The organism is Variovorax sp. Varisp85 (assembly GCF_047304045.1).
In the GTDB taxonomy this organism is placed as follows: Bacteria; Pseudomonadota; Gammaproteobacteria; order Burkholderiales; family Burkholderiaceae_C; genus Variovorax.
In genome coordinates, this window is record NZ_JBGLYN010000044.1 from 1 (window position 1) to 22,183 (window position 22,183).

General features: G+C 68.0%; 22 protein-coding genes. 10 read left to right on the forward strand and 12 right to left on the reverse strand.

The genetic code is table 11. The features are described 5' to 3' along the window. Window positions 1–8: 8 nt before the first annotated feature. Window positions 9–464: a hypothetical protein gene (locus ACCC97_RS17860; RefSeq protein ID WP_007836795.1), complete on the reverse strand. Its 456-nt coding sequence runs from the start codon at window positions 462–464 to the stop codon at window positions 9–11. A gap of 136 nt (window positions 465–600) precedes the next feature. Between ACCC97_RS17860 and ACCC97_RS17865 the strand changes: the two genes are divergently transcribed. Continuing rightward, window positions 601–1,026, forward strand: a complete 426-nt coding sequence (locus ACCC97_RS17865) for a hypothetical protein (protein ID WP_007836797.1) — start codon at window positions 601–603, stop codon at window positions 1,024–1,026. Between the two features lie 22 nt (window positions 1,027–1,048). On the opposite strand, the gene ACCC97_RS17870 is transcribed toward ACCC97_RS17865, so the two are convergent. Beyond that, complete coding sequence (locus ACCC97_RS17870; protein ID WP_007836799.1) at window positions 1,049–2,053, reverse strand: recombination-associated protein RdgC; 1,005 nt, start codon at window positions 2,051–2,053, stop codon at window positions 1,049–1,051. 129 nt (window positions 2,054–2,182) lie between these two features. Here ACCC97_RS17870 and ACCC97_RS17875 point away from each other — a divergent pair, with 129 nt between their 5' ends. Together ACCC97_RS17875 and ACCC97_RS17880 are read left to right on the forward strand one after the other, a co-directional pair. Then, entirely contained in the window at window positions 2,183–3,133 is a 951-nt protein-coding gene (locus ACCC97_RS17875) for a branched-chain amino acid transaminase (RefSeq protein ID WP_007836800.1), read from the forward strand. An 8-nt stretch (window positions 3,134–3,141) separates the two neighbouring features. Then, a complete protein-coding gene (locus tag ACCC97_RS17880; protein ID WP_007836801.1) occupies window positions 3,142–3,351 on the forward strand; it encodes a zinc-finger domain-containing protein in 210 nt (69 codons plus the stop codon). 45 nt (window positions 3,352–3,396) lie between these two features. On the opposite strand, the gene ACCC97_RS17885 is transcribed toward ACCC97_RS17880, so the two are convergent. The 6 genes from ACCC97_RS17885 to ACCC97_RS17910 all read right to left on the reverse strand — a co-directional run bounded on the left by ACCC97_RS17885 (window position 3,397) and on the right by ACCC97_RS17910 (window position 10,591). Further along, window positions 3,397–4,668, reverse strand: a complete 1,272-nt coding sequence (locus ACCC97_RS17885; RefSeq protein ID WP_413334166.1) for an O-antigen ligase family protein — start codon at window positions 4,666–4,668, stop codon at window positions 3,397–3,399. A 166-nt stretch (window positions 4,669–4,834) separates the two neighbouring features. Next, window positions 4,835–6,034, reverse strand: a complete 1,200-nt coding sequence (locus tag ACCC97_RS17890; RefSeq protein WP_413334167.1) for an ATP-binding protein — start codon at window positions 6,032–6,034, stop codon at window positions 4,835–4,837. Between the two features lie 15 nt (window positions 6,035–6,049). Next, entirely contained in the window at window positions 6,050–6,772 is a 723-nt protein-coding gene (locus ACCC97_RS17895) for a response regulator transcription factor (protein WP_007838761.1), read from the reverse strand. A 117-nt stretch (window positions 6,773–6,889) separates the two neighbouring features. Then, complete coding sequence (locus tag ACCC97_RS17900) at window positions 6,890–7,750, reverse strand: beta-ketoacyl synthase chain length factor (RefSeq protein WP_413334169.1); 861 nt, start codon at window positions 7,748–7,750, stop codon at window positions 6,890–6,892. A 112-nt stretch (window positions 7,751–7,862) separates the two neighbouring features. After that, complete coding sequence (locus tag ACCC97_RS17905) at window positions 7,863–9,068, reverse strand: beta-ketoacyl-[acyl-carrier-protein] synthase family protein (protein WP_007838018.1); 1,206 nt, start codon at window positions 9,066–9,068, stop codon at window positions 7,863–7,865. A gap of 137 nt (window positions 9,069–9,205) precedes the next feature. Continuing rightward, window positions 9,206–10,591 carry an AmpG family muropeptide MFS transporter gene (locus ACCC97_RS17910; RefSeq protein WP_042674259.1) on the reverse strand — a complete coding sequence of 462 codons (1,386 nt, stop codon included), beginning with the start codon at window positions 10,589–10,591 and terminating at the stop codon, window positions 9,206–9,208. Between the two features lie 62 nt (window positions 10,592–10,653). Between ACCC97_RS17910 and ACCC97_RS17915 the strand changes: the two genes are divergently transcribed. Next, entirely contained in the window at window positions 10,654–11,508 is an 855-nt protein-coding gene (locus tag ACCC97_RS17915; protein WP_413334171.1) for a M48 family metallopeptidase, read from the forward strand. A gap of 43 nt (window positions 11,509–11,551) precedes the next feature. Here the strand turns inward: ACCC97_RS17915 and ACCC97_RS17920 are convergent, their stop codons facing one another. Beyond that, window positions 11,552–12,355, reverse strand: a complete 804-nt coding sequence (locus tag ACCC97_RS17920) for an exodeoxyribonuclease III (protein ID WP_007838032.1) — start codon at window positions 12,353–12,355, stop codon at window positions 11,552–11,554. 12 nt (window positions 12,356–12,367) lie between these two features. Between ACCC97_RS17920 and pyrE the strand changes: the two genes are divergently transcribed. Next, the gene (pyrE, locus tag ACCC97_RS17925; protein WP_007838033.1) at window positions 12,368–13,051 is read left to right on the forward strand and encodes an orotate phosphoribosyltransferase; all 684 of its coding nucleotides are present in this window, start codon (window positions 12,368–12,370) and stop codon (window positions 13,049–13,051) included. A gap of 14 nt (window positions 13,052–13,065) precedes the next feature. After that, window positions 13,066–13,758, forward strand: coding sequence for a DUF4124 domain-containing protein (locus ACCC97_RS17930; protein WP_007838034.1), 693 nt, complete (start codon window positions 13,066–13,068; stop codon window positions 13,756–13,758). Between the two features lie 102 nt (window positions 13,759–13,860). On the opposite strand, the gene gatB is transcribed toward ACCC97_RS17930, so the two are convergent. Genes gatB through gatC form a run of 3 tightly spaced genes read right to left on the reverse strand, consistent with a single transcriptional unit; the run spans window position 13,861 to window position 17,142 of the window. Beyond that, window positions 13,861–15,351 carry an Asp-tRNA(Asn)/Glu-tRNA(Gln) amidotransferase subunit GatB gene (gene gatB / locus ACCC97_RS17935; RefSeq protein WP_007833429.1) on the reverse strand — a complete coding sequence of 497 codons (1,491 nt, stop codon included), beginning with the start codon at window positions 15,349–15,351 and terminating at the stop codon, window positions 13,861–13,863. A 1-nt stretch (window position 15,352) separates the two neighbouring features. Further along, window positions 15,353–16,843 carry an Asp-tRNA(Asn)/Glu-tRNA(Gln) amidotransferase subunit GatA gene (gatA, locus tag ACCC97_RS17940; protein WP_413334174.1) on the reverse strand — a complete coding sequence of 497 codons (1,491 nt, stop codon included), beginning with the start codon at window positions 16,841–16,843 and terminating at the stop codon, window positions 15,353–15,355. Next, entirely contained in the window at window positions 16,843–17,142 is a 300-nt protein-coding gene (gene gatC, locus ACCC97_RS17945) for an Asp-tRNA(Asn)/Glu-tRNA(Gln) amidotransferase subunit GatC (RefSeq protein ID WP_413334176.1), read from the reverse strand. The genes gatA and gatC overlap by 1 nt, the downstream gene beginning before the upstream one ends. Window positions 17,143–17,357: 215 nt before the next feature. On the opposite strand from gatC, the gene ACCC97_RS17950 reads away from it, so the two are divergent. From ACCC97_RS17950 to mrdA, 4 genes are all read left to right on the forward strand, one after another. Further along, on the forward strand, window positions 17,358–18,401 hold the full coding sequence (locus ACCC97_RS17950; RefSeq protein WP_007833435.1) for a rod shape-determining protein: 1,044 nt from the start codon (window positions 17,358–17,360) through the stop codon (window positions 18,399–18,401). 86 nt (window positions 18,402–18,487) lie between these two features. Next, on the forward strand, window positions 18,488–19,447 hold the full coding sequence (mreC, locus tag ACCC97_RS17955) for a rod shape-determining protein MreC (protein ID WP_007833437.1): 960 nt from the start codon (window positions 18,488–18,490) through the stop codon (window positions 19,445–19,447). After that, on the forward strand, window positions 19,444–19,965 hold the full coding sequence (gene mreD / locus ACCC97_RS17960) for a rod shape-determining protein MreD (protein WP_007833440.1): 522 nt from the start codon (window positions 19,444–19,446) through the stop codon (window positions 19,963–19,965). The genes mreC and mreD overlap by 4 nt, the downstream gene beginning before the upstream one ends. Before the next feature lie 176 nt (window positions 19,966–20,141). Further along, window positions 20,142–22,112 carry a penicillin-binding protein 2 gene (mrdA, locus tag ACCC97_RS17965; RefSeq protein WP_007833442.1) on the forward strand — a complete coding sequence of 657 codons (1,971 nt, stop codon included), beginning with the start codon at window positions 20,142–20,144 and terminating at the stop codon, window positions 22,110–22,112. The last annotated feature ends 71 nt before the right edge of the window (window positions 22,113–22,183 follow it).

Below are 22,183 nucleotides of genomic sequence, written 5' to 3' on the forward strand. Positions count from 1 at the left end.
CACCCTCCCTATCCCCCGATGTGCATCGTGAACGCCGGTCCGCTGTTGAGCACGCATTGGCCGCTGCCCAACGTGGCCGAGTTCATCGTGTACTGGCAACTCAGGTTGCCGCCGCGGCTGCCGGTGGCATTCGCCACGCCGGTGCCTCGCGAGCCTGCGACCCGGGTTGCCTCTCCCTGAAACTGTTCGCCGCCGATCTGTGCGTTGAAGTGGCCGCGGCCGTTCATGTCGTTCGTGACCGTGCCGGCGACGGCGCCGTAGCGCGCGGCTTCGGCGTTCGACGGGTACAGCCGCGCGTTGAAGGTCTGTGCGACCGGGCCCGGTGCCACGGCGTACGCCTGCGAGGGCGGTGCTGCGGGAGCGGGTTGTCCGAGCGGGACCACGTAGCAGCCGCTGAGGGCGATGCCCGCGAGCGCGGCGACGAGGGTGAGACGAACGAAAGTGACGGAACGCGGAATGGTCATACGCTTTTCAGTGGCCCGGGCTGATGCCCGTGCGGCGAAATGTGCCGCGTGGCGCTCGCGTGCCGTGCGCTTTTCGGGGGGGAGTACCGTCCGGCGCGCCCGGCGGTAGCCATGGTCGCTACTGCGGGCGGCGACAATGCGCGCCATGAATTTCAAGAAATTTCTGGTGCCCGTCGGTGCCGTCCTTCTCCTCGGGCTGGCGTGGCGCAGCGGCGGATGGGGCGGCGTGGCCCTGGCCGGTGGCGCGATCGTGATGTTCCTGCTGTTGCACTTCAACCGCGCGATGCAGGTGCTCAAGCGAGCCGCCGAGCGGCCGGTGGGCTATGTGGCAAGTGCCGTGATGCTCAATGCCAAGCTCAAGCCTGGGGTCACGCTGATGCACGTGATCGCGATGACGCGCGCCCTCGGCGAGCTGCGCTCGCCCAAGGACGAGCAGCCCGAGCACTACCGCTGGACCGACGGCGGCGGCTCGTACGTAGACGCCGTGTTCAATGGCGGCAAGCTGCAGAGCTGGACGATGACGCGGCCCGAAACCCCGGAAGAAGACCCGCCGGCGGCCTGAGCCACGCCTGTTGGAAGACGCGTCAGAACGGCGCGTCTTCTTCCTCGGGCGCGTCGGCCGGGGTCGTCATTGTGGGCGCGGCTGCTGCTGCGGCGGGCTTCGCCGCTTCGTCCGGCACGGCCGCCGAGAATGCCGCCTCGCCGCCGAGCGCATCGAGCAGCGCCGGCACCAGCTGGCCCAGTTCGCCCGTGGCAATGGCCACATCGGCGTCGAAGTTGTCTTCCTTCTTGCCGCCCGCGGCGCCGTCGCCCGTGCCTTCGAGGAAGGTGATCTTGCGGATCAGCAGGCCATGCGTCAGCTCGAACGACACGCGGTCGTCCCAGGTGAGCGCCAGGCGCGTCGGGCGCTTGCCGTCCGTGATGTGCTTCTGCACTTCCTCGATGTCCAGCGGATGCTTGGCGTAGCGCACCACGGCCTTGGAGTCGTCCGAGGCCTTGAGCTCGCACTCGCGGTCGATGGTGAAGCCGGCTGGCGGCTCCTGCGTCAGCAGCCAGTTGGCCATGGCGGCGGCGGGCTCGATCTGCGTGTTGATGAGGGCCACCGCGAAACCGTCGAGCGACTTCACGAGGCTGGTGACCACTTCGTCGGCGCGCGATGCGTTGCCGCTGTTGATCACGAGGCGGTTCTCGGCCTTGTCGATCCACACCGTCACGCGCGCACTGCGGGTGAAGGCCATCGGCAGCAGCTCCAGGGTGATGTCTTCCTTGAGTTCCTTCTTTTCCTTCTTGCCGGGCTTGCGGCCGGTGGTGGCTTCGATCTGAGCGCAGCGTTCGTCGAGCTTGCGGCGCACCACCGAGCCGGGGACCTGCTTGCTCTCGATCATGTATTCGACCAACCACTGGCCGTCGATGGATTCGACCAGCGGGCCATTGGCTTCGCCGCGGGGCTCGACCCAGCCGGCGGACTTTTCCTGCGAGGGGCCACAAGGCACGAAGCGCTGCTTGCCGAGCCCTTCTTCTGCCTCGGTCAGTGTCTGGGACCAGGCAGGTTCGATGCGATAGACGATGACGTTCTTGAATACGGACACGGAAACCCTTTTCCACTGGTTTGCACAACCGGGCATTGTCGGGCACCCCGCCAATCCCGCCGCCGTAAAATCGAAAGCTTTTGCGACTTCCCACCTCGCTCCCAACACCGCTTCCAAAGGAATCAGGAAATGAGCTCGATCCCCCCCTCGCTGGACGACCGTGACGGCAAGATCTGGATGGACGGCGAACTCGTGGACTGGCGCGACGCCAAGATCCACGTGCTGAGCCACACGCTGCACTACGGCTGCGGCGCCTTCGAGGGCGTGCGCGCCTACAAGACGCCCGAGGGCACCGCGATCTTCCGCCTGGCCGAGCACACCGAGCGCCTGTTCAACAGCGCCAAGATCCTGCGCATGAAGATCCCGTTCACGCAAGAACAGCTGAACGAGGCCCAGAAACAGGTGGTGCGCGAGAACAAGCTCGAAAGCTGCTACCTGCGCCCGCTGATCTGGATCGGCTCCGAGAAGCTCGGCGTGAGCCCCAAGGGCAATCGCGTCCACGCCATGGTCGCGGCCTGGTCGTGGGGCGCCTACCTCGGTGAAGAAGGCATGAAGCGCGGCATCCGCGTGAAGACTTCGAGCTATACCCGCCACCACGTCAACATCACGATGACGCAGGCCAAGACGGTGAGCAACTACACCAACTCGATCCTCGCCAACATGGAAGCGCTGGACGACGGCTACGACGAGGCGCTGCTGCTCGACGCGAGCGGCTTCGTCTCCGAAGGCGCGGGCGAGAACATCTTCGTGGTCAAGGGCGGCGTGGTCTACACGCCCGACCTGTCGGCCGGCGCGCTCAACGGCATCACGCGCAACACCATCCTGCACGTGTGCAAGGACCTGGGCCTGGAGCTGGTGCAGAAGCGCATCACGCGCGACGAGGTCTACATTGCCGACGAAGCCTTCTTCACCGGCACCGCCGCTGAAGTGACGCCCATCCGCGAACTCGACCGCGTCGAGATCGGCAACCGCGGCGACGGCGGCGCCCGTGGCCCGATCACCGAGAAAATCCAGTCTGCCTTCTTCGACATCGTGAACGGCAAGAATCCCAAGTACGCCCACTGGCTCACGAAAGTCTGAGAAAACCCATGTCCACCAATGCAGTCGTCGAACTCCTGGCCAAGGAGCTCAATCATCAAGGCGGCGTGTTCTGCCCCAGCCCCAAGGCCGACATGAAGCTCTGGAACAGCCACCCGAAGGTCTACCTCGACGTGGCGCGCACCGGCGAGGCCAAGTGCCCGTATTGCGGCACGGTGTACCGGCTGAAGGCCGGCGAGACGGTGTCGTCGCGGCACTGAGCCGCCGGCCGCCGAGCCATCCGGCCCCGGCCGTCCGATGCCTCTTCAGGCAGCCGGGCGGGTGGGGTCTTTTTCCGGGTTTTCCAGGCTCTTCAAGCGCGAGGACAGCAGTCCGCGCCATGGATCCGGGTCGTTCTTCTCCTGCGCGAGCCGCAGGTAGACCATCGAGACGAACAGCAGCGCCAGGCCGATCTGCGCGTCGCGCATGGCCGAATTCACGCTCGATGCGATCAGCGCGATCAGCGTCGCGGCCAGCGCATAGCGGCCCGCGATGTCGGGCCGCTTCCATGCCTGCCAGACGGCGGCGACCATGATGATGAGCAGGCTCAGCAGGGCAGGCAGCCCGCCTTGCGCGCCGGCCCACAGGAAGTCGTTGTGCGGCATGTTCGAGTCGGCGAGCAGCGCCGGGCCGCGCTTGTGCCACTGGTCGGTCCAGCCACCGATGCCCCAGCCGGTGAACGGTCGATCGGCGATCATGAGGCCGGTGTCGCGGTACATGTAGTAGCGGATGACCCAGCTGCCCTTGAAGACCGCGCCGGCCTGCGCCTCCTCGAGTTCCTGCACGCCGGTCTCGACCTTGTGCTGCAGCTGCGGCACCTGATAGAGCGCCGCCCCGAGCACCACAGCCCCCAGCACCAGCGCGCCCACCAGCATCTTCAGGTGATTGCGCCACTGATGGACGCAGACCACCGGAATCACCAGCAGCAGCGCGAGCACCGAGGTGCGCGAGGTCAGCGGCAGCGCCACCACCAGGCCCAGTCCGAGCATCAGCACGAAGGCGGGAATGGAGCGCAGCGGCCTGTGCGCGGCGATCTGCGCGATGCCCCATACGGCGGCCGTGGACGCCACCACGCTGAACAGCAGTGCGTTGCTGATCGACTTGTTGCCCACTTCCATCACCACCGCGCGCAGCGGCAACCAGATGTTGAAGCCGCCGACCGCGTAGAAGAAGCTGACCAGCAGGATGTTCAGCACGGCGACCAGCAGGAAGCCGCGCAGCGCCCAGATGGCCTCTTCGCGCGTGAGCGCCATCGCCATGAGCATGGTGAGGCCGATGCGGATGCCGTGGAACAGGTTGGAGCCGGTCTCGGGATAGTGCTGCCCGATGGCCAGCACGATGAAGGTCCAGGCCAGGTAGGCCATCACCGGCCACCACAGCGGGTTGGCGCGCAGCCGCGCATAGCGCTTGTCCAGGCCGCCGGCCACCAGCATGGTGAGCAGCAGCAGGATGGCCGAAAGATAGGTGACGCCGACCGGCATGAACACCACCAGCCCCCAGAACATGGCCGCGGGCCGAACGATGTGCGATCTCTGCATAGGGGCGGGATTTTAGGTGGACTGGCTTGGTACTCCCCCAGGCTTCGCGCACTTCGTGTCGCTTCTCCTTCCCCCTCGCCGGGGGCGACGCCTGCGGCCCGGCGAAGCCGGTTCCGCGGCGTCCCGCGAACGGGACCGGGACGTGCGCGACCGGGACGGGGATGTGTCAGTGACTGCGCGCGGCCACCGGCAGGCGGATCACGAAGCTCGCGCCGCCGCCCGGGCGGTCTTCGCAGCGCACCGTGCCGCCATGGCGCTCGGCGATCGACTTCACCAGCGCCAGCCCCAGGCCGACGCCGCCGTTGCGCTCGCTGGCGCCGGGCAGCCGGTAGAAGGGCTCGAAGATGCGTTCGCGCAGGGCCGTGGGCACGCCCGGGCCGCGGTCGTTGACGCGCACGGTGGCGTAGCCGTTGGCGCTGCCCAGCTCCACGGCGATCTCGCCGGCACCGTAGCGGCGGGCGTTCTCCAGCAGGTTGCGGATCGCGCGGCGCAGCAGGCGCGACACACCCGGCACGGTCAGCGTGGCGTTGTCGGTGCCTGCGGCCAGGTCGAGTTCGGCGTTCACCTGCGAGCATTCCTCGGCCGCGAGGCCGGTCAGGTCCACGGCCTCGATGGTGCCCATGTCGGCCTCGCTGGCGTCGAGGCGGCTGGCCAGCAGGATCTCGTCGATGAGCTGGTCGAGCTCGCCGATGTTGCGCGAGATCTCTTCGCGCGCCTTCGGGCTGGGGTGGTCGCCCATCAGCTCCAGGCCCATGCGGATGCGTGTGAGCGGCGAACGCAGCTCGTGCGAGGCGTTGGCCAGCAGCGACTTGTGCGAACGCACCAGCTGCTCGATGCGTTCGGCCGACGCGTTGAATCGTTTGGAGAGATCGGTCACTTCGTCCTGCCCTTCTTCGGTCACGCGCACCGAGAGATCGCCTTCGCCCCATCGCTGCACGCCGCGCTGCAGCGATTCCAGCCGCTGCGTGATGCGCCGCACGATCGGATACACGCCCAGTGCCACCGCTACCCCCACCAGCGCGATCATCCATCCCAGCCCGAACGGCGTGCGCCATGGCGCGAAGCCGGCTGAGCCCGGGAGCCGTTCGCGCGGCGCCACGCGCAGCGTGAGCGCCTTGCCGTCGCTCAGCGTCACGTCGAACTCCAGGCCCTGGCCCGGCACGCGCAGCGCGGTGCCTGCGCCGATGGGCTTGTCCTGCGCGTCGAGCACCACCACGTGGCGCGGCACCGGCGCCAGGCGCTCGCGCTCGGCCTCCGCCGCTTCGCGCACGATCCAGTTGGCCATCAGCGTGAGGATGACGACGCCACCCACCACCGCGAGCCAGATGCGGACGTAGAGGTGGCGGGAATAGAGGTTGCGCAGCATCGGGCCGGGGTCGGGTCAATCTTGCTGCTTGGCAAAGACGTAGCCCACGCCGCGCACCGTGAGGATGCGCTTCGGGTTCTTCGCGTCGACCTCGATGGCCGCGCGAATGCGGCCCATGTGCACGTCGATGGAGCGGTCGAAGGCCTCGAGTTCGCGGCCGCGCACGGCTTCCATGATCTGGTCGCGCGTGAGCACGCGGCCCGCGCGTTCGGCCATCGCCACCAGCAGGTCGAACTGGTAGGAGGTGAGGTCGGCCAGCGCGCCGGCCACCGACACGGTGCGCGCGTTGCGGTCGATCTCCAGCGTGCCGAAGCGCATCACGGTGGAGGCTTCGGCCTCGGTGGCGTTCTCGCTGCGGCGGCGCAGCACGGCGCGGATGCGCGCCAGCAGCTCGCGCGGCTCGAAGGGCTTGGGCAGGTAGTCGTCGGCGCCGATCTCCAGGCCGATGATGCGGTCCATCGGGTCGCCCTTGGCCGTCAGCATCAGCACCGACACCTTCGACAGCGGAGCAGGCAGCGCGCGGATGCGGCGGCACACTTCGAGCCCGTCGGTGTCGGGCAGCATCAGGTCGAGGATCACGAGGTCGGGCGCGTGCTGCTGCAGCTGCTCGAGTCCGCTCGCGCCGTCGCCGGCATGGTTGAACGCGAAGCCCGACTGCGTCAGGTACTCGCCCACCATCTGCGCCAGGCGGGCGTCGTCTTCGATCATCAGGAGTTGGGGGGTGCTCATGCGCTTCATGGTCGTCCAAAGGGAGCAAGCGGGCTTGAACGCTCCGTAAAGTTGGGTAAACCTCGAACACCCCTGTCAACCGGCGATGCTGCGAAAAGCATAGCGCCGACTCCAGAGGGCGTGGGCTCAGCCCCGCTCGAGCGGCCGCAACTGCAGCCGCAGCGACAGGGACGAGGACAGCGGCAGGTCAACCGGCGTGCCCGCGCCGTTTCCCGAGTGCGCCAGGTGCGCCAGCGATTCGAACAGCGCCAGCGCCTGGGCCATGGGGTTGATCTCGGCCAGCGATTTCGCCGCTTCCGAGCTCGGTGGCGTGGCTGCGGGCGCCGTGCCGCCCTCGCCGGCCAGCGACCAGTCGAGCGCCGCCACGGTGCGCTGCGTCGGCTCGTGGGCGATCACCAGCGCCACCGCCAGCAGGCCGCGGCTGTCGGTGACCGAAGCCAGTGCGCCCACCGTGGGCGTGTCGCAGCCCACCAGCAGCACCGGCTCCTGGTCGCAGGCGCACTGCACCGCCGCTTCGAGCAGGCCCGAGGCAAAGCTGTGCTCGTAGGCCGAAATCGCGTTGCTGGCCGCCATGCAGCCGGTGCCGATGGTCCAGTAGCCCACGGCCGCGTTGTGCACCGAGTTGTGGAACTTGGTGGGCGACAGCATCTTCGGATCGCTCGCGAGCGTGCTGCACATGTAGTCGTTGATCGACAGGTCGCCGTGCGCCGACGTGAACACGCAGGGCACGTCGGCCGCGTTGCGGCCCGAAGCGGCCATGGCGGCGGCCGCCACTTCGAGCGCCAGCGCCACGGTGTCGGGCGCGCGGCGGCGCTCGGCCGGGGCCAGCACCTGCGGCGAGGGGCGCTTCGCGGGCGGGTCGGCCAGCGCGCCTTCGCCGCGGAAGGCGGCGCGCGCGGCGTCCCAGCCGGGCAGCGTGGGCGTCCAGAAGGCGGGGCCTTCGATGTAGAGGGTCGGGCGGGTAGGGACGCTTGTCGTGGTTGTCATTGGATTGCCTTCTCGCGGAACACCGTGGAACCGGCTTTGCCGGGCCACTGGTGTTGCCCCCGGTCGGGGGGAGGAGAAGCGACACGAAGTGCGCGCAGCCTGGGGGCGAGCCTCATGATTCCGCCTTGCCGAAAACGAGGGAGCAGTTGTTGCCACCGAAGCCGAACGAATTGGACAGTGCATAGCGCACCTCGCCGTGCGCCGGTTCGAGCTTGATCTGCGGGCCGAAGCCTTCGTCCAGCGTGCGGGTGTTGACCGTGCCCGGCATCAGGCCGCGCTCGATGGCCAGCAGGCTGATGACAGCCTCGACGATGCCCGCCGCGCCCAGCGTGTGGCCCATGAAGCCCTTGGTCGAGCTGGCGTGCGTGCGCGCCGGGAAGCGGCGCGCCACCAGCGCGCCTTCGACCTCGTCGTTCTTCTGGCTCGCGGTGCCGTGCATGTTGATGTAGTCGATCGCTTCGGGTGGCAGGCCGGCGCGCGCCAGCGCTTCGTCGAGCGCGCGCTCGGCGCCCAGGCCCTCGGGGTGGGGCGTCGACATGTGGTGCGCGTCGCTGGCCTCGCCGTAGCCCAGCAGGTGCAGCGGTGCGGCATCGGCGCCGGCCTGCACGCGCTCGACCAGCGCGAAGCCCGCGGCCTCGCCCAGGCTGATGCCCTTGCGGGAGGCGTCGAAAGGCCGGCACGGCTCGCTCGACACCAGTTCGAGCGAGTTGAAGCCGAACAGCACGCTGCCGCACAGCGTGTCGGCCCCGCCGACCACGGCCGCGTCGGCCAGGCCCAGCCGGATCAGCCGCTCGGCCGAGGCGAACACCTTGGCGCTCGACGAGCAGGCGGTGGAAATGGTTTCGCTCGGGCCGCTGATGCCCAGCAGCTGCTGCGTGAACATGGCCAGCGAATGCGGCGTGTGCACCCTGGCGCGGCGCTGGTTGGGCGGGAACATGCCCTGTTCGTCGAGCTGCGTGTAGGCCAGTTCGGTTTCGCCGATGCTGGCGGTCGAGGTGCCCAGGATCAGCGCGACGCGCGAAGCACCGTACTTCTCGCGCGCCGCAGCCACCGCCTCGAGGAAGCCATCGGCCTGCAGGCCCAGCCACGCGAGCCGGTTGTTGCGGCAGTCCCAGTGGGCCAGCGATTCGGGCAGGCGCACTTCTTCGAGTCCATCGACGCGGCCGATCCAGGTGGGCAGCGGCGCATCGCCGAAGTCGTTGGCGCGCAGCCCGCTGCGCGACTGCGCAAGCGCGTCGGCCAGCACTTCCTTGCCGACGCCGACGGCGGAAGTCGCCGTGTAGGCGCTGATTTGGAGAGGAGAAATTCGGGACGGCACGATCTTGTAGGGGCTTGCTGGCAGACGGGTGCGCGGGAAGTGGCGCAGGAAGGGAAAAGAAAACGAATGTATAGCGCCCGCAGCCTACCAGTTGCGCGGTGCGCGCAATGTCGGCTGTTTCCTATAAGGCCCAGGCCCTATTGACGGTCCGCGGGCCTTGTGGTCGTCGTCAGCCGCGAGGCCAAAGCCACCAGCACCAGCACCGGCAGGCCGAGCATCGCGGTGGCGACGAAGAAGGTGCTGTATCCATAGGCATCGACGAAGGCGCCCGAATAGCCGGCGATGAACTTCGGCAGCAGCAGCATCAGCGAGCTGAACAGGGCGTACTGCGTGGCCGAGTAGCTGATGTTGGTGAGGCTCGACAGGTAGGCGATGAAGGCCGCCGAGGCGATGCCGCCGGCCAGGTTGTCGGCCGAGACCACCGCGATCAGCGCCGTCAGGTCGTGCCCGCGCGAGGCCAGCCAGGCGAACAGCAGGTTGCTGGCCGCGCTCAGCACCGCGCCCAGCATCAGCACCCGCATCACGCCCAGGCGCATCGACAGCACGCCGCCGACGAAGGCGCCCACCAGCGTCATGATCACGCCGTAGATCTTGCTGACCGTGGCCACCTGATCCTTGGTGAAGCCCATGTCCACGTAAAAAGGGTTGGCCATGATGCCCATCACCACGTCGCTGATGCGGTAGATGGCGATCAGCGAGAGGATCAGCGCGGCCTGCCACCTGTAGCGGCGGATGAAGTCGGCGAAGGGCTCGATGAGCACGCTGCGCAGCCACTCGGCGGCATTCTTTGCCTTGGGCAGCACGCGCGGCACCGGTTCGGGCGACAGCAGCACCGTCAGCACCCCCACCGCCATCGAAGCGGCCATCACCAGGTACGCCGTCTTCCACGCCCCGTTCTGGTACGCCGCCGCACCCGTGACCGCGGCCGCCGGCGCCACCTCGGCCCAGGCCGCGACCCACAGCACGCCCGCACCGGCCCAGATCATCGCGAGCCGGTAGCCCGTCTGGTAGGCGGCGGCCAGCGCGGCCTGCTTGCGTGTCTCGGCCGATTCGATGCGGAAGGCGTCGAGCGCGATGTCCTGCGTGGCCGAGCCGAAGGCCACCAGCAGCGCGCACCAGATCAGCGGCGTGAGCCCCTGGCGCGGGTCGTTCAGCGCCATGCCGATCAGGCCGGCGATCACCACGCACTGCGCCAGCAGCAGCCAGCCGCGCCGGCGTCCGAGCAGCGTGGTCAACGGCGGCAGCGGCAGCCGGTCGACCAGCGGCGCCCAGACCCACTTGAAGCCGTAGGCCAGCCCGACCCAGCTCAGGTAGCCGATGGTGGTGCGGTCGATGCCCGCTTCGCGCAGGCGAAAACTCAGGGTGCCCAGCACCAGCAGCAGCGGCAGCCCGGCCGAGAAGCCCAGCGCCAGCATGCGCAGGGTGGCGGGCTCCAGGTAGACCTTCAGCGCATCGCGCCAGGGCGGGGAAGAGGCGGTGGGGGTTTCTGCGGAAGGTACGGACATGAGCCTCGGATTGTCCATGAGTGCCGGGGGGGGCCTCGCCCCGGCCCTTTGTCTTCATTTGTTCCTATGATCCGGCTCCTATGTGCACACGATGCGATCGCCCTGTTTCCGCCATCTCCACAGCCTCCGCATGGAATCCCCGGCGGGCCTTCCTGCTGGCGGCCGCCGGCGCCGCCCTCAGCGGTAGGGCGCTGGCGCAGGTCAATGTCGGCAATGCCTCGGTGGCGCGCAACCTCGTGCCGGCCGACAGGATCGAGGCGGCCGGCGTGCAGCAGTACGGCCAGCTGCTCGAACAGGCGCGCGCCAAGAACGCGCTCGCGGGCGACGGCAACCCGCAGCTGCAGCGCCTGCGCGCCATCGCGAAGCGCCTCATTCCCTTCGCCACGCCCTGGAATTCGCGCGCCCGCGACTGGAAGTGGGAGGTCAACCTGATCGGCAGCAAGCAGATCAACGCCTTCTGCATGCCCGGCGGCAAGATCGCCTTCTTCACCGGCATCCTCGAACAGCTCAAGCTCACGGACGACGAGGTCGCGATGGTCATGGGCCACGAGATGGCCCACGCGCTGCGCGAGCATGCGCGTGCCCGAATGGCCAAGAGCGCGGGCACGGGCGCGGCGCTCTCCATCGGTGCGCAGCTGCTCGGGCTGGGGCAGATGGGCGACCTGGCGGCGCGCGCCGGCACGCAGCTCCTCACGCTCAAGTTCAGCCGCAGCGACGAGTCGGAGGCCGACCTCGTGGGGCTCGAACTCGCGGCACGTGCGGGCTATGACCCGAAGGCATCGGTGTCGCTGTGGCAGAAGATGGCCACGGCGTCGAAGAACCAGGGCGGGTTGAGCTTCCTCTCGACGCATCCGAGCGGGCCGGACCGCATCGCGAAGCTGGAGGCGAACCTGCCGAAGGTGGAGACGCTCTACCGCGACGCGAAGAAGAGCTGACCAAGGCTTGCCTGCATCCCCCAGCGGCGACCGGGGCGGGCCTTCAGAGCTTGAAGTCGTACTCGACCGTGATCGGCGCGTGATCGCTGAACTTGACGGTCTTGTAGATCGCCTCGGTGCGCGCCAGCGCGCCCATGGCCGGCGTGGCCAGGTGGTAGTCGAGCCGCCATCCCACGTTGTTCGCGTAGGCCTGGCCGCGGTTGCTCCACCAGGTGTAGGCCTCGGCGGTGGTGTCGGGCTTGAGCATGCGGTACACGTCCACCAGGCCCGCGCCGTCGGCGCCGGCGTCGAGCAGCTTCGTCATCCAGGCGCGCTCCTCGGGCAGGAAGCCGCTGTTCTTCTGGTTGCCGCGCCAGTTCTTCAGGTCGATCTCCTTGTGGGCGATGTTGATGTCGCCGCACAGCACGAACTCGCGCTCCTTCTTCAGCGCCACCAGGTGCGGGAAGAAGCCCTTGAGGAAGCGGAACTTGGCTTCCTGGCGCTCCTCGCCCGAGCTGCCGCTCGGGAAGTAGCAGCTGATGACGGAGAACTTGCGCTTGGGTGTGTCGAAGCGCAGTTCGAGATACCGGCCCTCGGCGTCGAACTCGGCGTCGCCCCAGCCCACCACGACCTGGCTCGGAGCGTGCTTGGTGTACACGGCGGTACCGGCGTAGCCCTTCTTCTCGGCGAAGTGGAAATGGCCCTTGAGGCCGGCCATTTCCTCGAACCGGCCCTCGACGTCGCTGGCCTGGACGCGTATCTCCTGCATGCAAATACAATCCGGCGCAAGTTCGGCCACCCAGTCGGCCACGCCTTTGGTAGCGGCCGAACGCAGGCCATTGAGATTGAGACTGGTCAGTTTGAACACAAGGAATTCCCGATGGCTGTAGATGGTGAGAAAAGCAGCGCGGTTGCACAGGACTTCGTCCAGTTCGCCCTGGATGCCGGCGTGCTGCGCTTTGGCGAATTCAAGACCAAGGCCGGCCGGATGAGCCCGTATTTCTTCAATTCGGGACTCTTCGACGACGGCGGCAAGATCGCCCGGCTCGCCGGATTCTATGCAGACCGGCTGATCGAGAGCGGGCTCGAATTCGACATGATCTTCGGCCCCGCCTACAAGGGCATCCCGCTGGGCGCCACGGTGGCCGCGGAACTCGCGCGGCGCGGACGCAACTACCCCTTTGCCTACAACCGCAAGGAAGCCAAGGCGCACGGCGAGGGCGGCAACCTCGTGGGCGCCCCGCTCAAGGGCCGCGTGCTGATCGTCGACGACGTGATGTCGGCCGGCACCGCGGTGCGCGAGTCGATTGCGGCGATCCAGGCGGCCGGCGCCACGCCGCATGCTGTGGCCATCGCGCTCGACCGGCAGGAGAAGGCGACCGAGAACGGCGTCGACGTGGACCACAGCGCCGTGCAGTACGTGCGCAACCAGCTCGGCCTGTCGGTGATCGCCATCGCCACGCTGGACGACCTGCTGAGCTACCTCTCGGGCAATGCCGCGGCCGACCTGGGCGCGCACCGCGAGCGCGTGCTGGCCTACCGCACGCGCTACGGCGCCAGCTGAGGCAAGGCCGCCCGATGCACGACGCAAGCGCCCCTGGCCTGCCGATCCGCCGGTTGGTGTCGGCCTCCCTGTTCCTGGTTGTTTCTTCGTTCTGCGGCGCGCTGCAGGCGCAGTCCCCGAAAGTGGAGGGCGCCTCCCCCGGCATCTACACCTGCACCGACGCCCGCGGCCGCACGCTGACCGCCGACCGGCCGATTGCCGAGTGCAGCGACCGCGAGCAGCGCGAGCTGAACCCGAGCGGCTCCACCCGCCGCAAGGTCGAGCCGACCTATACCGCGCGCGAACTGCAGGAGCGCGAAGACCGCGCCCGCGAGGCCGCCATCCAGGCCGCGCGCCAGACCGACGAGCGCCGCCGCGAGCGGGCCCTGCTGGTGCGCTACCCCAATGCCGCCACGCACGACCGCGAACGCGCCGAGGCGCTGTCACAGATCGACGCAGTGACGCAGGCCGCGAAGAAGCGCATCGCCGAACTCGGCGAAGACCGCAAGAAGATCGACGAGGAGCTCGAGTTCTACAAGCAGGACACGAGCAAGGCGCCGGGCGCGGTGCGCCGCAAGCTCGAAGACAACACGCAGAGCGTGGCGGTGCAGAATCGCTTCATCGGCGAGCAGGAAGAAGAGAAGAAGCGGGTGAATGCGCGCTTCGATGAAGAGCGCACGCGCTTGAAAACGCTGTGGTCGCCGCAGAACGGCGGGAATCCCAGGTAACCCCCCAGGCTTCGCGCACTTCGTGTCGCTTCGCCCGCCCCCCTTGCCGGGGCAACACCGGCGGCCCGGCGAAGCCGGTTCTGCGGTGTTCCCCGAAGGGCCTTAGCCGAGCTTCGCCTTGAGCAACTCGGTGACTTGCGCCGGATTGGCCTTGCCGCCGCTGGCCTTCATGACCTGGCCCACGAGGGCGTTGAGCGCCTTCTCCTTGCCGCCGCGGTATTCCTCGACGTTCTTGGCGTTCTTCGCGATCACCTCGTCGAGGATCCTGTCGAGCGCGCCGGTGTCGGCCATCGGCTTCAGGTCCTTGGCCTCGATGATCGCGTCGACATCGCTGCCTTCGCCGGTCCACAGCGCGTCGAACACCTGGCGCGCGGCGTTGTTCGGCAGTGTGCCGTCGGCGATGCGCTTCACCAGTTGGGCCAGCTGCTGCGCCTTCACCGGCGCGGCCTCGATGCCGATCTCGGCGGCGTTCAGGCGGCGCGCCATCTCGCCGGTGATCCAGTTGCTCGCGAGCTTGGGCGTGGCGCCCGCGTTCACGGCTTCGTCGAAGTAGGCGGCCAGCGCAGCGCTCTGCGTGAGCTGGGCGGCGTCGTATGCCGACAGGCCGTGCTCGCGCACATAGCGCTCGGCCATCGCGCGCGGCAGCTCGGGCATGGTGGCCTTCACGCGCTCGATCCAGTCGGCAGCGATGACCAGCGGCGGCAGGTCCGGGTCGGGGAAGTAACGGTAGTCGGCCGAGTCTTCCTTGGCGCGCATCGCACGCGTCTCGCCGGTGTCGGGGTTGAACAGCACGGTGGCCTGTTCGATCTTGCGGCCGTCCTCGATCTCCTCGATCTGCCAGCGGATCTCGTAGTCGATCGCCTGTTGCATGAACTTGAAGCTGTTCAGGTTCTTGATCTCGCGCCGCGTGCCTAGCTTGTCGCCGGGCTTGCGCACCGACACGTTGGCGTCGCAGCGGAAGCTGCCTTCCTGCATGTTGCCGTCGCAGATGCCGATCCAGGTGACGATCTTGTGCAGTTCCTTCGCATAGGCCACGGCCTCGGCGGTGGAGCGCATGTCGGGCTCGGTCACGATTTCAAGCAGCGGCGTGCCGGCGCGGTTCAGGTCGATGCCGCTCTGGCCGATGAAGTCCTCGTGCAGCGACTTGCCCGCGTCTTCCTCGAGGTGGGCGCGCACGAGGCGCACGGTCTTCTGCTCTTCGCCGAGGAAGAACGACACCGTGCCGCCCTGTACCACGGGAATCTCGAACTGGCTGATCTGGTAGCCCTTGGGCAGGTCGGGGTAGAAGTAGTTCTTGCGCGCAAACACGCTGCGCGGCGCGATGTGCGAGCCCAGCGCGAGGCCGAGCTTGATGGCGCGTTCGACCGCGCCCTTGTTCATCACGGGCAGCGTGCCGGGCAGCGCGAGGTCGACCGCGCAGGCCTGCGTGTTGGGCTCGGCGCCGAAGGCGGTGGAGGCGCGGCTGAAGATCTTGCTCGCGGTCGACAGCTGCGCGTGCGTTTCGAAGCCGATGATGACTTCATAGCCGCGCACCAGCGGGCCGGTCGGGCGGCCCTGTTGTTGTGCTTCGAATGTGTTCACGGTTTCGCTCATCTCAAAAGCCCTCCGGCGTGCGTGCGTGCCAGTCCGTGGCCTGCTGGAAGCGGTGCGCCGCGTTCAGCAGCTTCGCTTCGCCGAAGTAGTTGCCGATCAGCTGCAGGCCCACGGGCATGCCGCCGTCGAAGCCCGCGGGCACGCTCATGCCGGGCAGGCCGGCCAGCGATGCGGGCAGCGTGAAGATGTCGGCGAGGTAGTCGGCCACGGGGTCGCCGCCGTGCTCGCCGATCTTCCAGGCGGTGGTGGGCGCGGCGGGGCCGGCGATCACGTCGCACTGCTTGAAGGCCTGCTGGAAGTCGTCGGCGATCATGCGGCGCACTTTCTGCGCCTGCAGGTAGTAGGCGTCGTAGTAGCCGTGCGAGAGCACGTAGGTGCCGATCATGATGCGGCGCTTCACTTCGTCGCCAAAGCCTTCGGCGCGCGTCTTCTCATACATGTCGGCGAGGTCCTTGTACTGCTTCGCGCGATGGCCGAACTTCACGCCGTCGAAGCGGCTCAGGTTGCTCGAGGCCTCGGCCGCGGCCAGGATGTAGTACACGGGAATCGACAGCTCGGTGCGCGGCAGCGTGACTTCGACGCGCTTCGCTCCGAGCTTCTCGTACTGCGAGAGCGCCGCATCGATGGCCGCGCGCACGCCGGGCGCCACGCCTTCGCCGAAGAACTCCTTCGGCACACCGATGCGCAGGCCGTCGAGCGAGTCGTTCAGCGAGCGGCCGAAGTTCTCGGCGGGCTTGTCGAGCGAGGTCGAATCGCGGTCGAGATCGGGGCCGCAGAAGGCCGACAGCAGCAGCGCGCAGTCTTCGGCCGAGCGGGCCATCGGGCCGGCCTGGTCGAGGCTCGATGCGAAGGCCACCATGCCGTAGCGCGAGGCGCGGCCGTAGGTCGGCTTGATGCCGGTCACGCCGCAGAACGACGCGGGCTGGCGGATCGAGCCGCCGGTGTCGGTGCCCGTGGCCGCGGGGGCCAGGCGTGCCGCGACGGCCGCCGCGCTGGCGCCGGACGAGCCGCCCGGAATGCGCTCGCGGTTCCACGGGTTCTGCACCGGCACGGCGGTGTCGTGGCCGACGGCGGGCACGGCGACGTTCTCGTTGGCCGAGCCCATCGCGAACTCGTCGCAGCTGAGCTTGCCGAGCGTGACTGCACCAGCTTCGGCCAGGCGGCGCACCACGGTCGCGTCGAAGGGCGAGCGGTAGCCCGCGAGCATCTTCGAGCCGGCGGTGGTGGCGAAATCGGTGGTGACGAAGATGTCCTTGTGCGCGATCGGCACGCCGGCCAGTGCGGGGGCATTGCCCTTGGCGATCAGTGTGTCGGCGGCGCGGGCCTGGGCCAGCGTGACTTCTTCATTGATGTCGACAAAAGTGCCCAGCGATTCGTGCGCCTTCATGCGGCCCAGGAACGCCTGCGAGGCTTCGACGGCCGAGACCTTGCGTTCGGCCAGGGCGCGGGCCAGGGCGACCACGCCCATCTGGTGCAATTGTTCGCCACTCATTATTCGATCACCTTCGGCACGAGGAACAGGCCGGCTTCGACGGCCGGGGCGCTCTTCTGGTTGGCTTCGCGGTTGTCCGGTTCGCTCACCACGTCGTCGCGCAGGCGCAGCGTGATGTCTTCGAGCGCGGCCACGGGATGGGCCAGGGGCTCGACGCCGGTGGTGTCCACGGAACGCATACGTTCGACTAAATCGAAGAAGCCGTTGATCTGGCTGAGCATGCGCTCGCTTTCACCGGAAGCAAGCTGCAGCCTCGCCAGCGAGGCAATGCGCGCAATATCTGAAGCGGAGAGTGACATAGGTCGGGACGGCCCAAAAAAGCGGGGGTAATCGCACGCCGAAACGGGTGCTAATACAGGAATCAGAGGGGATTCGGTTATTATCCCGCCTTTGCCGCAACCCCCGCGAACACGCCGGCTTTTGCGCCAAAAACGATCAATTCACCCCGTCACACGACCCAAAAAATAGAGCGACGACCTGCCGATGCGCAGGCCGTGCTCAGAGGATTCCGCACATGTTTGGAGCTTTTCGTCGGTACTTTTCCACCGACCTTGCGATCGACCTCGGCACCGCCAACACCCTGATATTCGCTCGCAACAAGGGCATCGTGCTGGACGAACCCTCGGTTGTCGCGATCCGCCACGAAGGCGGCCCCCACGGCAAGAAGGTGATCCAGGCCGTCGGCCGCGAAGCCAAGGCCATGCTGGGCAAGGTGCCCGGCAACATCGAGGCGATCCGCCCGATGAAGGACGGCGTGATCGCCGACTTCGTGATCACCGAGCAGATGATCAAGCAGTTCATCAAGATGGTGCACCCGCGCACGCTGCTCACGCCGAGCCCGCGCATCATCATCTGCGTGCCCTGCGGCTCCACCCAGGTCGAGCGCCGCGCCATCAAGGACGCGGCCGAGGCGGCAGGCGCCACCTCCGTCTACCTCATCGAGGAACCCATGGCTGCAGCCATCGGCGCTGGCCTGCCCGTCAGCGAAGCCTCGGGCTCGATGGTGGTGGACATCGGCGGCGGTACCACCGAGGTGGGCGTCATCAGCCTGGGCGGCATGGTCTACAAGGGCTCCGTGCGCGTGGGCGGCGACCGCTTCGACGAAGCCATCATCAACTACATCCGCCGCAACTACGGCATGCTGATCGGCGAGCCGACGGCCGAAGTCATCAAGAAGAACATCGGCTCGGCCTTCCCGGGCTCCGAAGTCAAGGAGATGGAAGTCAAGGGCCGCAACCTGTCCGAAGGCGTGCCACGCAGCTTCACCATCAGCAGCAACGAAGTGCTGGAAGCCCTGACCGATCCGCTCAACAACATCGTCTCGGCCGTGAAGAACGCGCTGGAACAGACGCCGCCCGAGCTGGGCGCCGACATCGCCGAGCGCGGCATGATGCTGACCGGCGGCGGCGCGCTGCTGCGCGACCTCGACCGCCTGCTGGCCGAGGAAACCGGCCTGCCGGTGCTGGTGGCCGAAGACCCGCTGACCTGCGTGGTGCGCGGCTGCGGCATCGCGCTGGAACGCATGGACCGTCTCGGCAGCATCTTCACGAGCGAGTAAAACGCGAAAGCCATCATCGGCCGGCCTCTGCTTGCGCAGGCCGGCTTTTTGTTATTTGATTCCGCACCACCGCCGGGTCTGAATTCATGCCTCTGGGCACGCTCGATCGCACAGCGCCACCCCTGTTCAACCAGGGGCAGTCGGCACTCAGCAAGCTGATCTTCTTCGGCGCGCTCGCCCTGTTCCTCATGGTGGCCGATTCACGCTTCCGCATCGTGCAGCCGATCCGTGCAGGTATCGGCGCGGTGCTCTACCCGGTGCAATGGGTGGCGATGAAGCCGGTGCAGGCCGTGCTCGGCGGCGGGCGCTACCTCGAAGACTTGCAGACCGCCCAGCGCAACGAGGAAGACGCGCGCAAGGCGCTGATGATGCAGGCCGAACGCGCCGCCCAGGCCGACACGCTGACGCAGGACAACGCCCGCCTGCGCGAACTGCTCGAACTGCGCCAGACCACCACGACGCCGGGCCGCGCGGCGGAGGTGCTCTACGACGCGGCCGACCCCTACACCCGCAAGATCGTCATCGACCAGGGCATGACCCAGGGCGTGGCGCCCGGCTCGCCGGTGATCGACGCGCGCGGCGTGCTCGGCCAGGTCACGCAGGTGCTGCCCTTCACGAGCGAGGTCACGCTGGTGATCGACCGCGACCTTTCCATTCCCGTGCAGAACACCCGTACCGGCGTGCGCAGCGTGGCCTTCGGCGACGCCTCGGCCCACGGTGGCGGGCTGGAGCTGCGCTTCATGGCCGCCAACGCCGACCTGCAGGAGGGCGACCTGCTCTCCACCAGCGGCGTCGACGGCATCTACCCGGCCGGCCTGCCGGTGGCGAAGATCGAGCGCATCGAGCGCCGCGCCGACTCCGCCTTCGCCCGCATCTACTGCGTGCCGCTGGCCCACGTGACGGCCGCGCGCTACGTGCTGGTGCTCGAACCCACCGGTGCCCCGATGGCGCCGCCGCCCGCGCCCGCGGCGGCCACGCAGCGCAAGCGGCCTGAAGGCAAGCCCGGCGCGGGCAAGAACGAGAAGAAGCCGGGAGCGCGCCAATGATCAAGCGTCCCGGCCAGCAGCAGCTCCTGCTGCCCGTCAGCCCCGTCTTCATGTGGTCGAGCCTCATCGTGGCGCTGCTCGTCAACATGATTCCCATTGGCCGCGCCGTCTGGATGCCCGACCTGCTGGCGCTGGTGATCGTGTTCTGGGGCGTGCACCAGCCCGCACGCGTGGGCGTCGGCGCGGCCTTCGTGTTCGGGCTGTGCATGGACGTGCACCAGGCCTCGATGCTGGGCCAGCACGCGCTGGCCTATACGACGCTGGGCTTCTTTGCGATCACCATCCACCGGCGCCTGCTCTGGTACCCGGTGGCGTCGCAGGCGCTGCAGGTGCTGCCGCTGTTCGCGCTGTCGCAGCTGATCGAGGTCATCACGCGGATGGTCGGCGGCGGCGTGTTCCCGGGCTGGACGGTGCTGGTCTCGCCTGCCATCGAGGCTGCGCTCTGGCCACTGGTCACCGCCTTGCTGCTCGCACCACAGCGCCGCACCCCGGAACCCGACGAGAACCGTCCGCTATGAGCTCTCCCCCAGGCTTCGCGCACTTCGTGTCGCTTCGCCAACCCCCTCGCCGGGGGCAACACCAGCGGCCGGGCAAAGCCCGTTCCGCGGTGTTTCGCGATGAATCCGCGCCGCTTCCGTTCGGCTCGGGAGGCGCATTTGCCATCGCACCTGTGCGCGCCTAAGCTCCCTCCGCCATGACCGAAATCCGCAACGTAGCCGCCGACCTTGCGCGCTTCAAGCGCCGCGTGATCGTCATCGGTCTTGCAGTGCTGTTTGCCTTCGGCCTGCTGTGCGCGCGGCTGGTGTACCTGCAGGTCGTGCGCCACGAAGACCTGGCCGAGCAGGCCGAGAGCAACCGCACGGCCATCGTGCCGGTGGTGCCCAACCGGGGGCTGATCCTCGACCGCAACGGCATCGTGCTGGCCTCCAACTACTCGGCCTACACGCTGGAGATCACGCCCTCGAAGGTGGGCGACGTCGAGGAGACCATCGACAGCCTGACGCAGGTGCTCGAAGTCTCGCCGCGCGACCGCCGCCGCTTCAAGCGCCTGCGCGAGGATTCGCGCAGCTTCGACTCCATTCCGATCCGCACCCGCCTGAGCGACGAGGAAGTCGCGCGCTTCGCGGCGCAGCGCTACCGCTTTCCGGGCGTGGAGATCAAGGCGCGCCTGTTCCGCAACTACCCGCAGGGGGAGCTGGCCTCGCACGTGCTCGGCTACATCGGCCGCATCAACCAGCGCGAGAAGACCGCGATGGAAGACTGGGACGAGGAAGACCAGGCCAACTACAAGGGCACCGACTACATCGGCAAGCTCGGCATCGAGCAGAGCTACGAGAAGACGCTGCACGGCCAGACCGGCGTGGAGCAAATGGAAACCTCGGCCGGTGGGCGCGCCGTGCGCCGGCTCGCGAGCCACCCCGCCACGCCGGGCAACACGGTGATGCTGTCGCTCGACATCAAGCTGCAGAAGCTGGTGGAAGACATGTTCGGCGACCGCCGCGGCGCGCTGGTGGCCATCGACCCCAAGACCGGCGAGGTGCTGGCCTTCGTAAGCAAGCCCACCTTCGACCCGAACCTGTTCGTCGAAGGCATCGACAACGAAAGCTGGGCGGCGCTGACCGAGTCCATCGACAAGCCGCTGCTGAACCGCGCGCTGCGCGGCACCTACCCGCCCGGCTCGACCTACAAGCCCTTCATGGCGCTCGCCGCGCTGCAGACGGGCAAGCGCGGGCCCAGCGTGGTGATCAACGACCCGGGCTATTTCAACTTCGGCGGCCACCGCTTCGGCAGCCCTGAAGGCAACATCGGGGGCGTCGACATGCGCCGCTCGATCCAGCTGTCGAGCAACATCTACTACTACTCGTTGGCCAACGAGATGGGCGTGGACCTGATCCACGACTTCATGAAGCCGCTGGGCTTCGGCCAGATCACCGGCATCGACCTGGGCGGCGAAGTGCGCGGTGTGCTGCCGAGCACCGAGTGGAAGCGCAACACCTACAAGCGGCCCGAGCAGAAAAAATGGTACGCGGGAGAGACCATCTCGCTGGGCATCGGCCAGGGCTACAACGCCTTCACGATGCTGCAGCTCGCGCAGGCCACGTCCATCGTGGCCGACGGGGGCATGAAGCACAAGCCGCACCTCGTGCTGGCCACGCGCAACACGGTGAGCGGGCAGGTGGTTCCGCTGCCCCAGCCCCCGGCGGAAAACCTCGGCTTCGCGGCAGCCAACGTGGCGGTGGTCCGTGAGGGCCTGACCAGCGTGGTCACCAGCGGCACCGCGCGCGGTGTGTTCGCGGGCGCGGGCTACCAGGCGGCCGGCAAGACAGGCACGGCGCAGGCGGTGACGCAGGCGCAGAACACCAAGTACAACGCGCGCGCACTCGAAGAGCATCAGCGCGACCATGCGCTGTTCATGGCCTTCGCACCGGTGAACGATCCGAAGATCGCGGTCGCGGTGATCGTGGAAAACGCGGGTTGGGGCGCCGGCGCCGCGGCGCCCATTGCGCGCCGCGTGTTCGACTACTGGTTGATGGACCAATACCCGAGCGAAGCCGACATGGCCGCGATCAAGATCGGCAAGGCCGCCGCGCCGATGGGCAAGCCGCGCGTGGCGAGCGAAGTGGCATGGCCTGCCGCTGCGGCGACTCCCGCAGCCGCGCCCTGATCTCCTGCTCCCTCTCCCCTTGGGGAGAGGGTTGGGGTGAGGGTGAGCGGCAATGAAGCCCGCACGATGTT